Source organism: Nocardia sp. CNY236 (genome assembly GCF_000482385.1).
In the GTDB taxonomy this organism is placed as follows: Bacteria; Actinomycetota; Actinomycetes; order Mycobacteriales; family Mycobacteriaceae; genus Nocardia.
Window position 1 is genome coordinate 143,110 of the sequence record NZ_AXVD01000004.1, and the last position, 15,037, is coordinate 158,146.

Sequence of the window (15,037 nt, forward strand, 5' to 3'; positions counted from 1 at the left end):
CATGGCACCGTTTGCGCTGCGTGCCTTGATACTCGGGGTGGGACATACTGGTGGTGTGATCTACCAGGGGCGGCCGCGGGACTTCTTTATCAGCTATTCTCCAGCAGACGAGCGCTGGGCGACCTGGTTGGCGTGGCAGTTGGAGAACGCAGGCTATCGCACTGTCATCCAAGCATGGGATTTCGTGCCCGGCACCAACTTTGTCGACTTCATGGATCGGGGCGTGCGCGAGTCGGTGGCAGTGATTGCGGTGCTGTCGGAGAACTACCTGGCGTCGCGCTACGGAACCATGGAATGGCAAGCGGCATTCCGCACCGACCCTGCCAAGGTGATTCCCGTGCGGATCGCCGACTGCGTGCTGGAAGGTCTGCTGGCCACCATCACCTACCTGGACCTGGTAGGGGTATCCACCGAAGATGCGGCGCGCCGGGAATTGCTGGAGCGGGTCGGTCACTTGCAGTCCGGTCGAGCGAAGCCGGATACCGCACCGAGCTTTCCGAACGACGACGCCGCCGAGGCGCCTGCGGTGGGGCAGGTCGACGAGGGCAACGCTGGATCGGTGCTCCGGGCTGGTCGACGGACCCCGGCGGCTGCCCCCGTGTTCCCCGGCAGCGCGGCGCGCGCCGACCATCGTTCGGGCGTATCCGTCTTGCACGTGGCGGGACCGCGTTTCGGTCGCGGTCTGCTGGCTCCGGACGAACCCGGCACGGGACTCGAACGGCAAGCCCGGGTCTGGGCGGATGTCACGCAGGCGGTCGGTAACGGTGCCCCGAAGCCGGATCTGGTCGTGGTAACCGGTGACCTGACCGAATCGGGGCGCCCTCGGGAGGTCGATGAAGCGTTGGCGTTTCTGACCGGCCTTCGGGTGTTGTTGGGGCTGGAATCCGACCGGCTGGTGGTCGTGCCGGGCAACCACGACGCCTCGAAGATCGCTTGTAAGGCATACTTTCTGCACTGTGAAGCGCACGATCGGCGCCCGCAGCCGCCCTTCTTCCCGAAGCTCGAGCAATACGCTCGGCTCTTCGGCGAGCTGTACCACGGACTCGACGACCTCGTCTTCGACATCGGGCAGCCCTGGACACTATTTCCCATTCCCGCCTTGCGGATAGTCGTCGCAGGTTTGAACTCGACGATGGCGGCCACGCATCACGCCGAGAGCGACTACGGCCATATCGGTGAAACCCAGGCCGCCTGGTTCGCCGAGCGGCTACGCCCGTTCGAAGATCGTGGCTGGCTACGGCTCGGTGTCGTCCGGCACGATCCGGTGCCCGGACCGGACACCTCGCCACGTGAGCCAGCGCTGCTGCGAGATGCCGACACACTGTCGCGGTTGCTCGGCGAAAGACTCAACCTCGTGTTCCATGGGCCGGGACCGGGCGGGCCCTATGTGGATCGGATCGACGGCACACTGCCCGTGCTCCCCGCGGTGGCGCCGGGGCAGGCCGAGATCGTCCAGTTCAGCGCCGTTGGACTGGACCGGTTCGCCGTAGGAGCGGATCGATCGGGCGAACCCGCTCGTGTGGCCTTGTCCTGGACGAAGGCATCCGCCGCACTGTCGCCGGAACAATCCGTTGCGGACCTGCCGCTCGAGCCGCCCGACGACGCGCCGGCGATCGTCGATCCGCACAGCAGGCTGCTCGAGCGGGTTGCCGAGGTATGTGAAACTCGGTATCCCGGGGCGCGGATCCGGCGCATCGAAGCCGAACCGCCGCATCTGCTGATCACTCACCAGCGAGACGCCATCACCGCAGTCTGGCGAGTCGGTGTCCATGTCGGGGACATGACCGGGCACTCGATCGTCGACCTTGTCGGACACGACCCGGAATTCGGTTCCGAACTCGTCTACCGCGGTGCGCCCCCACCGCGCCACCTGCGCGAACAAGCCGCCAGCCATGGTCTTCGGATACGGAGTTTCACCGAATTCCAAGGTTTGCTCGATCTGAGTGACTATCTCGCCCACCAACGTGTGCGACTCGGGTCCGATCGTCGATATGCACCCGAAATGTATGTACCACAACGGTTTCGGTTGCTCGAACGTGGTGGCCACGAGATTCGCGACGACCTGGTCGCCGAACTGCAGCGCCTGATCGACGAGGATCACGGTCGGTTCGTGTTGCTACTCGGCGACTTCGGGCGGGGTAAGACGTTCGCGCTACGTGAATTGACCCGGCGCATCACCGAGTCGTCGCCTGCCTTGCTGCCGATTCTGGTCGAGCTGCGCAGTCTCGACAAGACGCACTCGGTGGACGGTCTGGTCGCCGCGCACCTGGCCAACCACGGAGAAGAGCGCATCGATCTGAAAGCGTTGCGCTACATGTTGCACGAGGGGCGGGTGGTGTTGTTGTTCGACGGCTTCGACGAGCTCGTCACGAGAGTCAGCTACGAACTCGCCGCCGAGCACCTCGAAACGTTGCTACAGGCAGCGGTGGGCAAGGCCAAGATCATCGTGGCCAGTCGCACCCAGCACTTCGAATCCCGCGCGCAGATCCTGACCGCAATGGGTGAGCGCGTCGAGGTGTTGCGTGACCGGCACATTCTCGCGATCGAGGAATTCGCGCCGGCGCAGATCCGAGCTTTCTTGACCAACCGATATCGCGGTGACCTGGCCCGGGCGGACGCACGCATCCGATTGATCACCGGAATCCAAGATCTGCTGGGGCTGGCGCAGAATCCTCGAATGCTCAGCTTCATCGCCGATCTGGACGAACGGCGTCTGCGTGCGGCGGCGGGCGCACGGCAGACCGTGGGCGCGGCCGGGCTGTATCGAGAGATTCTGGATTCCTGGCTCACCTACGAAGCGGAGCGTACGGCCACCGCCGGTACCCTGCCCGGCCTGGGCATCGATGAATTGTGGTTTGCCGTCACTGCGTTGGCGCTGCGTAGCTGGGAGACCGGGGAACCATACCTGCGTCCGTCCGAATTGACCCATGTGGCGCAGGGGTTGGTCGAGTTGACCGGTTCGGGCCGGATGTCGGTGTCGCAATCAGCGCATGCGATCGGGGCGGGGAGCCTCCTGGTACGGACCGAGGAGAATCTGTTCGGTTTCATCCACAACTCGGTGACCGAATGGTTGGTGGCCAAGCACATTGCCGAGCAGTTCGACGCGGGCGTGGCTGCACCGGCACCCCTGACGCATGCGCCGCTGTCTCAGTTGACGGTCGACTTCCTGTGCGATCTCGCCGACGTTCGCGCCGCGCGCGCATGGGCGGAGTCGGTGCTCGCAGATCCAGTGGCCGACGAAGTCTCCCGGACCAACGCAGTGCGGGTGATCACTCGTTTACGCACCGCTCCCGGCGCTGACCTGCGTGGGGCAATCCTGGTCGGTGAGGATCTCTCCTATCGAGATATGCGTCAGGTCGATCTCAGCGGGGCCGACTTGAGCAATGCCCGGCTGGTCGGCGCCATCCTCGATCGGGCAATCCTGCGTGGTGCCCGGCTGGTCGGTGCCCGGCTGGAGGATGCGAGTTTGGTCGGCGCCGATTTGAGCGACGCGGACTTCACCAGGGCGCGTCTGGCGCGTGCCGATCTGACCGGCGCATCGGCAGCGGGTAGTCGTTGGAGCCGCACCGCGCTGCTCGATGTCACCGGCATTCCAGCCGAAGCCGACATGCTCGGCGCCGCACAGGTGCCCGGCGCGAGCGCGGGTATCGAATTCGCTCCGGCCGCCGTCGGGGTGCGACACGGCTTCCATGCCCGGCACGGCAGATTGCCGCAGCCGCTGGCCTACAGTCCGGATGGTGGGACGCTGGCCATCGGCAGCGACGACGGCGGTGTGTTGCTCTGCGACACCGACACGGGCCTGCCGCTGCGCACACTGCAGGGTCACCGCGCCCGCAGCTTCGCCGTCGCCTACACCCACAGCGTGCTGATCAGCGGTTCCGGTGACGGCACTGTCGCCATCTGGGATGTGGCGACCGGCATGTTGCGTCGCACACTGCACGAACACGCCGCCTGGCCCTGGCCCGTGGTGCTCGGTCCCGACGGAGACCTGCTGGCTACTGGCGACGCCGACGGGGTGCTGCGGGTCTGGGAGCTGCCCGCCGGCCGCTTGCGGCACGAATGGCCGGCTCCCGAAGGGCAACGGCAGTTGATCTACAGCCTGGCCTTTCACGGACGATTGCTCGCCGCGTCCTATCGGGACGGCTTCGTCCGCGTATGGGATGCGGAGACCGGTAGTGCACAGGCCGAATTTCGCGGTGCCGCGGGCGCGGTGTTTCGGATCACCTTCGCCCCATCGGGCGACCTGCTTGCGTTCGGTGGAACGGATGGAACGCTGGCATTGTGGGACTCGCGCAGCCGCCGCGTGCGGCAGGAGCTGCCCGGACACCGTGGCCAGGTGTACGCGCTCGCGTTTCATCCGACCTTGCCGCTACTGGCCAGTGGCGATACCGAAGGCGGACTGCGTGTCTGGGATGTACGCACCGGCGAGGAGTGCCATCGGATCGTGGAGCATCGCGCTGCAATCTACTGGCTGGCGTTCGATCCCGCGGGAGAGCTACTGGCTTCGGGAGACAGCGCTGGCCTGTTGTGCCTCAGCGACGGTGCCACCGGCGAACTGCGGCGCCGGATCACCGCGCACACCGGGTCGATCTGGCCGTTCGTGTTTCGGCCGGACGGCAGGCAGTTGGCGGTGACCGACGACCAATTCACTACTCGGTTGTGGGATCCGACCACCGGCGGGTGCAAGCACGTGCTCACCGGACATGGGCGGCAGGTCCGGTCGGTGTCGTTCAACGCTGATGGAACCCAGCTGGCCACCTGTGGAAACGACGGCGTGGTCCGGCTGTGGAATCCGGTGACCGGCAAGCTGAATCGCCGGCTGGCGGGAAGCGAGGATCGGGTGCTCGCTTTCGAATCCGCTCGGTTCAGCGCGACGCGCGCGCACCAACTGGCGACGGTGGGCAACGACGGACGGTTGAGTCTGTTCGATCTGGACGCACGTCTGTTCCAGCGCCATATCAATGTCGAGTCCGCCCCGGTATGGGCGATGGCCTTCGACCCCACCGACACTTTCGTCGCGACGGCGAACGACGACGACACCGTGACCATCTGGATGCGCACTACTGGGGCTCCGCACGCGGTCTGCGCCGAGCATCGTGGCCGAGTGCGTTCCATAGCCTTCGACACCGAGGGCACGCTCATGGCCACCGGTTGTGACGATTCGGTCGTACGGCTGTGGGACATAGAGTCCGGCCAGCTCGTGCGCGCGCTGGCCGGACATCGGGACCGAGTGTACGGCGTGGCGTTTTGCGGCGACAAGCTCGCGAGTGTCTCCTGGGACACCACTGTGCGCATCTGGGATGTCGATACCGGTGAGATCGTGCACGAGCTGCACAAGCATGCTGGGCGGCTCTGGGCCGCCGCGGTCGACCCGAGCGGCAAGATCCTGGCCACGGCTGGTGACGACCTGGTCGTGCAGCTGTGGGATGTGGGTTCTGGACGGCATATGCACACCCTCGAGGGACACGAGCGTCGGGTGTGGTCACTGGCATTCGATCCTTTCGGTGGACTGCTCGCCAGTGGCAGTGACGACGGCAATGCCATCCTCTGGACCGTGCCGGATGCGGCGGGCGCGGATACCGTGCCCGAGATCCGAGCTGTGCTGGTCGGCCTGCCGGAGGGCTGGGCTGCCCTTGCGCCGGACGGTCGATACAAGGTGGAGGGACGCACTGCGGGGCAGTTCTGGCATGTCATCGGCATGTCGCGCTTCGAATCGGGAGAACTCGACCAGTACCTACCGGAGGTTCGTCGGCTACCCATGAACGTGCCGTTCTGAGCCTGTCGTTCTGAGCTATCGGCGAACGTGCCGTTGCGAGCCAGTGGCGGCTCACCGCACCCCGCGCGGGCGGAACTGGATGCTGATCCGTGGGCCGGCGGGTCTGCGTGTCTTCGGTACCGCGTGCTCCCATGTCCGTTGACAGGAGCCGCCCATGACCAGTAGGTCGCCATGTCCCAGGTGGTACTTGACACTTGGGCCACCGCCACGCGGACGCAGCAGCAGTGCCCTCGGTGCACCGACCGACACGATGGCGACCATCGTGTCGTGCATCGCACCGCGGCCGATGGTGTCGCCGTGCCAGGCGACGCTGTCTCGTCCATCCCGGTAGAAGCACAACCCGGCCGTCCGGAACGGCTCACCCAATTCCTGCGCATAATGTGCGGTCAAAGCCGAGCGAGCGTCGGCCAATGCCGGATCCGGCAGCTGATCGTCCTCTGCGTAGAACTTCAGCAATCGGGGTACCTCGACCACCCGGTCGTACATCGAGCGGCGCTCGGTTTGCCAGGGCACGCGCTCGGCCAGGCGAGTGAACAATGCGTCCGCGCCGGACAACCACCCTGGCAGCAGATCGACCCACGCGCCCCGGCCGAGCGTGGCCCGTCGCATCGGGCGTAGCGATCCGAATTCGACATCGCCGCACCCGTCGAGCAGTGATCCCTGTAGCGGCGCGGACATGGGATGGAGCCTAGCCGGTATCGAACATATGTGCTAGTCGGTCTCGATCGGTGTCGTGGTTCCGCAGCGGCGCTCTGGAGGAGTGCGGCGGGGTTCGATGCGCAGTCACGCTGCCACGCAGTGGGGTCCGTGATCGCAGCAGTGCTCACAGGCGACACCGCGAGCACTGGGCGTCGGTGGCCCCGCTCACAGCGGGGATGCCCGGTGAAAGCGGAGGTCAGCCGCTGCTAGGCTGCATCCGGTAAGACATCCTTTAACGGACCGTCCGGTGAGGCGGGGAAGGAGGTCGGCGTGGCCGTGTCCGAAGAGCGCGATGCCGAGTTCGGTGCTGCCGAGTCGTCGCGACGCCAGGCTTCGGAGGCGACAGCGGCGGTTCGCGAGTTGTTGTCGGCGTCGGATGTCGGGCGGACCATCGCACGCATTGCGCATCAGATCATCGAGAAGACCGCGCTGGACGCCCGTGAGCCGGAAGCACCGCGTGTCGTGCTGGTCGGAATTCCCACTCGGGGTACGACGCTCGCGGCGCGACTCACCGACAAGATCGAGGAGTTCTCCGGAGTTCGCCCGGCCCTCGGTTCACTCGACATCACGCTGTATCGCGACGATCTGCGCAGCCGTCCGCATCGGCCCTTGGAGCGGACTTCGGTGCCCGAAGGCGGTATCGAGAACGCCTTGGTGGTTCTGGTCGATGACGTGCTCTTTTCCGGCCGGACCGTTCGTTCCGCGCTCGACGGCTTGCGTGACCTGGGTCGCCCACGAGCCGTGCAGTTGGCGGTACTCGTCGACCGCGGCCATCGCGAACTACCGATTCGCGCCGACTACGTCGGTAAGAACGTGCCGACCAATCGGTCCGAGGGGATCTCTGTGCTGCTCACCGAACACGATGGGCATGACGGCGTCTACCTGAAGCACGAGGGGGATGGATGACCGCGCTGTACACCGGAGCGCAGTTCGTGCGAGGCCGGGCGGCGGACGCATGAGGCATCTACTCTCCGTCATCGGACTCGATCGCGCCACAGCAACCGAACTGCTCGATGAGGCAGAACGGTTCGAACAAGCCCTGCTCGGTCGGGAAGTGCACAAACTGCCCACCTTGCGTGGTCGCACGGTGATGACGGTCTTTTTCGAAAACTCCACGCGCACTCGCGTTTCGTTCGAGGTGGCCGGCAAATGGATGAGTGCCGATGTGATCAATGTCAGCGCCAGCAGGTCCTCGGTCACCAAGGGGGAATCACTGCGCGATACGGCACTGACGCTGCACGCCGCGGGCGCAGATGCGTTGATCGTGCGCCATCCGGCTTCCGGTGCAGCCCACCAGATCGCTCGCTGGACAGACGAATGGACCGTCTCGACCGGCCGCCGCAGCGGTCCGGCGATCGTGAATGCCGGCGACGGAACGCATGAACACCCGACCCAAGCTCTACTGGATGCGCTGACTCTCCGGCAGCGACTCGGCGACATCGCGGGCAAGCGAGTCGTCCTGGTCGGAGACATCCTGCACAGCCGGGTAGCGCGGTCGAACGTCTTCCTGCTGGCGACCCTGGGCGCCGAAGTGGTCTTGGTCGCTCCGCGCACGCTACTGCCCATCGGTGTCGAGTCCTGGCCCGCGCACATCTCACACCACCTGGACGCCGAGCTGGTCGGAGCCGACGCAGTGCTGATGCTGCGCGTGCAGGCCGAGCGGATGAACGGCGGGTTCTTCCCGTCGGTCCGCGAGTACGCGATCAGCTACGGGCTGTCCGAACGCAGGCTGGGCCTGCTGGAGGACCATGCGGTGGTGTTGCACCCCGGTCCCATGCTGCGTGGCATGGAAATCGCCTCCCCGGTCGCGGACTCGCCGAAAGCTGCTGTTTTACAACAGGTCACCAATGGCGTGCACGTGCGAATGGCCGTGTTGTTCCGGCTGCTCGCCGGGCCTCAGGAGGCGGTTTCATGAGTGGCCGGGGAGCGGTGGCAGTGAGTGCCCGAGGGGCGGTGGCAGTGAGTGCCCGAGGGGCGGTGGCAGTGAGCGCCCGAGGGGCGGTGGCATGAACGTCGGATCCGGAGGCGGCACCATGGAAAACCAGTGCAGTAAGGCTGGTCGGCGCGAATCGAGCGCGGCCCCGGTGCTGATGAAGAATGCACTACTGTACGGCGAGGGCGAACCGGTCGACCTGCTGATGGCCGATGGCGAAATCCGTCGGATCGGCACCGATCTGGACGCAGCCGACGCGGAGATCATCGATGCGTCCGGGCAGATCCTGTTGCCGGGCTTCGTCGACTTGCACACCCATCTACGGGAGCCCGGGCGAGAGGACACCGAGACCATCGCATCCGGTTCTGCCGCCGCTGCGATCGGCGGCTACACCGCGGTGTTCGCGATGGCCAACACCGACCCCGTCGCCGACTCGGCGGTGGTCACCGACCATGTGTGGCGGCGCGGTCGAGAAGTGGGTCTGGTCGACGTATACCCGGTCGGCGCGGTCACGGTCGGGCTCGGGGGAACACGACTCGCCGAGATGGGGACGATGGCCACCGGCGCCGCAGCGGTTCGGATGTTCTCCGACGACGGCCGGTGCGTGCACGATCCACTGATCATGCGGCGTGCCCTGGAATACGCGCGCTCACTGGGTGTGGTGATCGCCCAGCACGCCGAAGAGCCCGGGTTGACCCAGGGCGCGGTCGCGCACGAGGGAGCCGCGGCGGCCCGACTCGGTCTGGCGGGCTGGCCCCGTGCGGCCGAAGAATCCATCGTCGCGCGCGATGCGCTGCTGGCCAGGGACGCCGGCGCGCGAGTTCACATCTGCCACGCCTCGACCGCAGGCACAGTGGAGTTGGTGAACTGGGCGAAGTCTCGTGGCATTGCGATCACGGCAGAGGTGACGCCGCACCACCTGCTGCTCGATGACTCCCGACTGGAGACCTACGACGCGGTCAACAAGGTCAACCCGCCACTGCGGGAGGCGTCCGACGTCGCCGCGCTGCGTCGGGGACTGGCCGACGGGACGATCGATTGTGTCGCCACCGACCATGCTCCGCACGCCGAACAGGACAAGTGTTGCGAGTTCTCCGCTGCCCGGCCGGGCATGCTGGGACTCGAGACTGCGCTGTCGATCGTCGTGCAGACCATGGTCGAGCCGGGCCTGCTCGACTGGCGTGGCGTTGCCCGGGTGCTGAGTGAACGACCCGCCGAAATCGTCGGTCTCGACGAACACGGCCGGCCACTCGAAGTCGGCGAACCGGCGAATGTGACGCTGGTCGATCCACATGCGCGCTGGACGGTGCGCGGCGCGGAGCTGGCCAGCATTTCGCACAACACGCCGTACGAGGCGATGACCCTGCCGGCCCGGGTGACGGCGACGCTGTTGCGCGGACGGGTCACCGCGCGCGGCGGCAAAGCCAGACCCGACCAGGTGGAGGCTCAGATGACCAGGCGCGGATGAACATTCGTACCGTAGCCGTGCGGCCGCGCCGACCGGAAGCGAACGTCTTGTGCACAGCACGGCGACAGTGGCGACCCTGGGACGCGGTCACCATCGTTGCCGACACGAGGCGCCCGGGAATGCCGCAGAAAGACCACAGGAGGTCCGTCGATGGAAAGAGCGCTCTGGATTGTCGGGTTGTTCGTCCTGTTCGCGGTCTTCCTGTGGCTGATGTATCGGGGTTGGCACACGCGTGCTGCAGGTCAGGCCGAGCGTATCGGCGCTTTGCCCGAGGTGCCGGCCGATCTCGGAGCACAGGTACTGGAGCCGACCACCGGGCTGTATTTGGGCAGCACCATCGCTCCCGGTTGGCAGGACCGGATCACAGTGGGTGATCTGGGTTTCCGGGCGACCGCGGAACTCACGCGGTTCGAACGCGGGATTCTGCTCGAACGCGGCGCTGCCACCGCGATTTGGATTCCACAGGAATCCATCACCGCGGTACGCACCGAACGCGGCCATGCGGGCAAAGTGATGACCGAGGACGGCGTTCTGGTCATTCGCTGGAAGCTGCCGACCGGAACCGAGGTCGATACCGGCTTCCGCGGCGACGACAAATCGGTCTACCCGGCGTGGCGGACATTTACGACGGCAGATCCGACCGCGCCGACGACAGGAGATGACGAGGGATGACACGAGACGCAGCAGACGCGGCGCTGGTCCTGGAGGACGGACGGATATTCCGCGGGCGCGCCTTCGGCGCCGTAGGCCGCACGCTGGGCGAGGCAGTGTTCTGCACTGCGACAACCGGCTATCAGGAAACGCTCACCGATCCGTCCTACCATCGCCAGATCGTGGTGGCCGCCGCACCGCAGATCGGTAACACCGGCTGGAACGACGAGGACGACGAGTCCGCCAAGATATGGGTGGCCGGCTACGCCGTCCGTGACCCTGCACGCCGGGCCTCCAGCTGGCGTGCGACCACAACGTTGCCGGACGAGCTGGCACGCCAGGGGATCGTCGGCATCGCAGGCATCGACACCCGCGCGGTAGTGCGCCATCTGCGCAGCCGAGGGTCGATGAAGGCGGGTATCTTCTCCGGCGACGCGCTCGGGGCACCCGCCGAGCTGGTGGCCAGCGTGAACGGTCAGTCGTCGATGTTGGGAGCCGACTTGGCGGGCGAGGTGAGCACCGACGCCCTCTACACCATCGAACCGCGCGGGACCCACCGGCACACCGTTGTCGCGGTCGACCTCGGTATCAAGACGAATACCCCACGCATGTTCGCTCAGCGCGGCATGCGGGTACACGTCGTGTCCTCGACCACGACGCTGGACGATATCCTCGCTCTGCAGCCCGATGGCGTCTTCCTGTCCAACGGCCCCGGCGACCCGGCCACCGCCGACAGCGCAGTCGAGTTGACCCGCGGCGTATTGGCCACAGGCCTGCCGCTGTTCGGCATCTGCTTCGGTAACCAGATACTCGGCCGGGCGCTCGGCCGCGACACCTACAAGATGAAGTTCGGCCACCGCGGAATCAACATCCCGGTGGTCGAGCACCACACCGGCCGGATCTCGATCACCGCGCAGAATCACGGGTTCGCATTGGAGGGTGAGCGAGGTGAGCAGTTCGACACCCCGTTCGGCAGGGCCGAAGTGAGCCACGTGTGTGCCAACGACGGCACAGTGGAAGGAGTCGGACTGGTCGACGGACGTGCCTTCTCCGTGCAGTACCACCCCGAGGCCGCCGCCGGCCCCCATGACGCCGCATACCTGTTCGACCGTTTCGCCGGTCTCATGGAAGGAGCCTGATGCCTCGTCGCGAGGATCTCGAGCACATCCTGGTGATCGGCTCTGGCCCGATCGTCATCGGCCAGGCGTGCGAATTCGACTATTCCGGCACCCAGGCGTGCCGGGTCTTGCGGGCAGAGGGCTTGCGCGTGTCGCTGGTCAACTCGAACCCCGCCACCATCATGACCGACCCGGAGTTCGCCGACTCGACCTACATCGAGCCGATCACGCCGGAGTTCGTGGAGAAGGTCATCGAGAAGGAACGTCCTCACGCCATCCTGGCCACGCTCGGCGGCCAGACCGCACTGAACGCTGCGGTCGCGCTGCACGAGCGCGGTGTTCTGGCGCGGTACGGCGTGGAACTGATCGGCGCGGATTTCGACGCCATCCAGCGCGGCGAGGATCGGCAGAAGTTCAAGGACATCGTGGCCGAGGTGGGTGGGGAGTGCGCGCGCTCGCGCGTGTGCTCCACCATGGACGAGGTTCGCGAGACCGTCGCCGACCTCGGTTTCCCGGTGGTCGTCCGACCGTCGTTCACCATGGGCGGTCTCGGTTCCGGCATGGCCTACGACGACGAAGACCTGCTCCGCATCGCCGGGGGCGGGTTGGCGGCCTCACCGACCGCGAACGTGCTGATCGAGGAGTCGATTCTCGGCTGGAAAGAATACGAACTCGAGCTGATGCGCGACGGGCGCGACAACGTCGTGGTGGTCTGCTCGATCGAAAACGTCGACCCGATGGGCGTACACACCGGTGATTCGGTCACCGTCGCCCCGGCGATGACGCTCACCGACCGCGAGTACCAGAAGCTACGCGATCTCGGTATTGCCATCCTGCGCCAGGTCGGCGTCGACACCGGCGGCTGCAACATCCAGTTCGCGGTGAACCCGCGTGACGGTCGCCTGATCGTCATCGAAATGAACCCGCGCGTCTCACGCTCGTCTGCGCTGGCTTCCAAAGCAACCGGCTTCCCTATAGCGAAGATCGCCGCCAAGCTTGCCATCGGGTACACACTCGACGAGATCGTCAACGACATCACCAAGGAAACGCCGGCGTGCTTCGAGCCGACGCTGGACTACGTCGTGGTCAAGGCGCCACGATTCGCGTTCGAGAAGTTCCCCGGCGCCGATCCGACGTTGACCACCACCATGAAATCGGTGGGGGAGGCGATGGCGCTCGGACGCAACTTCGCCGAGGCATTGGGCAAAGCGTTGCGTTCGTTGGAGACCAGGTCGGTCGGGTTCTGGACGCGTGACGATGGAGAGTGGACCGACCCACAGGCCATCCTCGACGACCTGCGTACTCCGACCGAGGGGCGGATCTATCAGGTCGAGCGCGCGCTGCGGCACGGGGCGAGTGTCGAGGACGTTGCCGCCGCGTCGGGCATCGACCCGTGGTTCGTCGCCGAAGTGGCAGGCCTGGTGGATTTGCGTCGCGAAATCCTCGATGCACCCGTGCTCGACGAGCCACTGCTGCGTCGGGCCAAGCATCACGGACTGTCCGATCGCCAATTGGCCGCGCTGCGCCCCGAGCTGGCGGGAGAGCGCGGTGTGCGCGCACTGCGGCATCGGCTCGGTGTCCGCCCGGTCTACAAGACTGTCGACACGTGTGCTGCCGAATTCGAGGCCAAGACCCCCTACCACTACTCGGCCTACGAGCTCGACCCCGCGGCCGAGTCGGAGGTCGCGCCGCAACGCACGCTGGAGAAGGTGATCATCCTCGGCTCCGGCCCCAATCGGATCGGCCAAGGCATCGAGTTCGACTACTCGTGTGTGCACGCCGCACAGACCCTGTCGCAAGCCGGCTACGAGACGGTGATGGTCAATTGCAACCCCGAGACCGTTTCCACCGACTACGACACTGCCGATCGTCTCTACTTCGAGCCGCTCACCTTCGAAGATGTACTCGAGGTCTATCACGCCGAATGTGAGTCCGGCGCCGTCGCCGGCGTCATCGTCCAATTGGGTGGCCAAACCCCACTCGGGCTCGCGCAGCAGCTGACCGAGGCGGGGGTGCCGGTGGTCGGCACCAGCGCGGCGGCCATCGACTTGGCCGAGGACCGAGCCGAGTTCGGTGACGTGCTGGTCGGCGCCGGGCTTCCCGCTCCGAAGTACGGGACGGCCACCACCTTCGCGCAGGCCGAGAAGATCGCCACGGACATCGGCTATCCGGTGTTGGTGCGACCGTCGTATGTGCTCGGTGGACGCGGTATGGAGATCGTCTACGACGAGAAGTCACTGGCGAGCTACATCTCGCGGGCGACCGAGCTCAGTCCGGAGCATCCGGTGTTGGTCGACCGGTTCCTGGAGGACGCGATCGAGATCGACGTCGACGCGTTGTGCGACGGCGACGAGGTATATCTCGGCGGCGTGATGGAACACATCGAAGAGGCGGGGATCCACTCGGGCGACTCCGCGTGCGCGCTGCCGCCGATCACTCTGGGCCGCAGTGATATCGCGGCAGTGCGTCGTTCCACCGCCGCGTTGGCCGAGGGAATCGGCGTGCGGGGCCTACTGAACGTGCAGTATGCGCTCAAGGACGACGTCCTGTATGTACTGGAGGCCAATCCGCGGGCCAGTCGTACGGTTCCGTTCGTGTCCAAAGCCACCGCCGTGCCCTTGGCCAAGGCTGCTGCCCGGATCATGCTCGGCGCCACCATTGCAGAGCTGCGCAAAGAAGGCATGTTGCCGAGCGAGGGCGATGGTGGCCACGTCGCTCTGGAGGCTCCGGTCGCCGTCAAGGAGGCCGTGCTGCCGTTCCACCGGTTCCGTCGCCCCGATGGCGGTGGGGTGGACTCGTTGTTGTCGCCGGAGATGAAGTCCACCGGTGAGGTGATGGGCATCGACGCTGATTTCGGCGCTGCCTTCGCCAAGAGTCAGACTGCAGCGTACGGCTCACTACCGACCGAGGGCACCGTATTCGTATCGATCGCCAACCGGGACAAGCGCGCGATGGTCTTCCCGGTGAAACGGCTCCATGATCTGGGTTTCCGGATCCTTGCCACCGACGGAACAGCGGAGATGCTACGCAGAAACGGCATTTCGTGCGAGCGGGTACGCAAGCACTCCGACCCCGATCACGCGGATGGGACCGACAGTTCGCTGCCCTCGGTTGTGGACCAGATCCGTGACGGTGAAATCGACATGGTATTCAACACCCCGTACGGCAACTCCGGTCCTCGGGTGGACGGTTATGAGATCCGCAGCGCGGCAGTCGGCGTGAACATTCCATGCATCACCACTGTGCAGGGCGCTGCGGCGGCGGTTCAGGGCATCGAGGCCAGCATCGACGGCGGAGTCGGCGTGCGCTCTTTGCAGGAGCTTCACTCGGTGTTGCGGGGATGACAGTCGATGTTGCGGACATGAATGGCCTTGGTCGCGTAGCGGGGTGTC

The 15,037-nt window shown here is 66.0% G+C and carries 8 protein-coding genes; 7 read left to right on the plus strand and 1 reads right to left on the minus strand.

The features are described from left to right. Position 1: 1 nt before the first annotated feature. Positions 2-5,776 carry a TIR domain-containing protein gene (locus K940_RS0105410; RefSeq protein ID WP_081706172.1) on the plus strand — a complete coding sequence of 1,925 codons (5,775 nt, stop codon included), beginning with the start codon at positions 2-4 and terminating at the stop codon, positions 5,774-5,776. Between the two features lie 51 nt (positions 5,777-5,827). On the opposite strand, the gene K940_RS0105415 is transcribed toward K940_RS0105410, so the two are convergent. Beyond that, the gene (locus K940_RS0105415) at positions 5,828-6,454 is read right to left on the minus strand and encodes an alpha-ketoglutarate-dependent dioxygenase AlkB (protein WP_028476700.1); all 627 of its coding nucleotides are present in this window, start codon (positions 6,452-6,454) and stop codon (positions 5,828-5,830) included. Between the two features lie 291 nt (positions 6,455-6,745). On the opposite strand from K940_RS0105415, the gene pyrR reads away from it, so the two are divergent. From pyrR to carB, 6 genes are all read left to right on the plus strand, one after another. After that, positions 6,746-7,381, plus strand: coding sequence for a bifunctional pyr operon transcriptional regulator/uracil phosphoribosyltransferase PyrR (gene pyrR, locus K940_RS0105420; protein WP_028476701.1), 636 nt, complete (start codon positions 6,746-6,748; stop codon positions 7,379-7,381). Between the two features lie 49 nt (positions 7,382-7,430). Then, positions 7,431-8,390: an aspartate carbamoyltransferase catalytic subunit gene (locus tag K940_RS0105425; RefSeq protein ID WP_028476702.1), complete on the plus strand. Its 960-nt coding sequence runs from the start codon at positions 7,431-7,433 to the stop codon at positions 8,388-8,390. A 175-nt stretch (positions 8,391-8,565) separates the two neighbouring features. Further along, the gene (locus K940_RS0105430) at positions 8,566-9,876 is read left to right on the plus strand and encodes a dihydroorotase (protein ID WP_036527663.1); all 1,311 of its coding nucleotides are present in this window, start codon (positions 8,566-8,568) and stop codon (positions 9,874-9,876) included. 150 nt (positions 9,877-10,026) lie between these two features. After that, a complete protein-coding gene (locus tag K940_RS0105435) occupies positions 10,027-10,548 on the plus strand; it encodes a hypothetical protein (RefSeq protein WP_028476704.1) in 522 nt (173 codons plus the stop codon). Continuing rightward, a complete protein-coding gene (gene carA / locus K940_RS0105440; RefSeq protein ID WP_028476705.1) occupies positions 10,545-11,666 on the plus strand; it encodes a glutamine-hydrolyzing carbamoyl-phosphate synthase small subunit in 1,122 nt (373 codons plus the stop codon). Before K940_RS0105435 ends, carA begins: the two co-directional genes overlap by 4 nt. Next, positions 11,666-14,989, plus strand: a complete 3,324-nt coding sequence (carB, locus tag K940_RS0105445; RefSeq protein WP_028476706.1) for a carbamoyl-phosphate synthase large subunit — start codon at positions 11,666-11,668, stop codon at positions 14,987-14,989. The genes carA and carB overlap by 1 nt, the downstream gene beginning before the upstream one ends. Positions 14,990-15,037 lie beyond the last annotated feature (48 nt).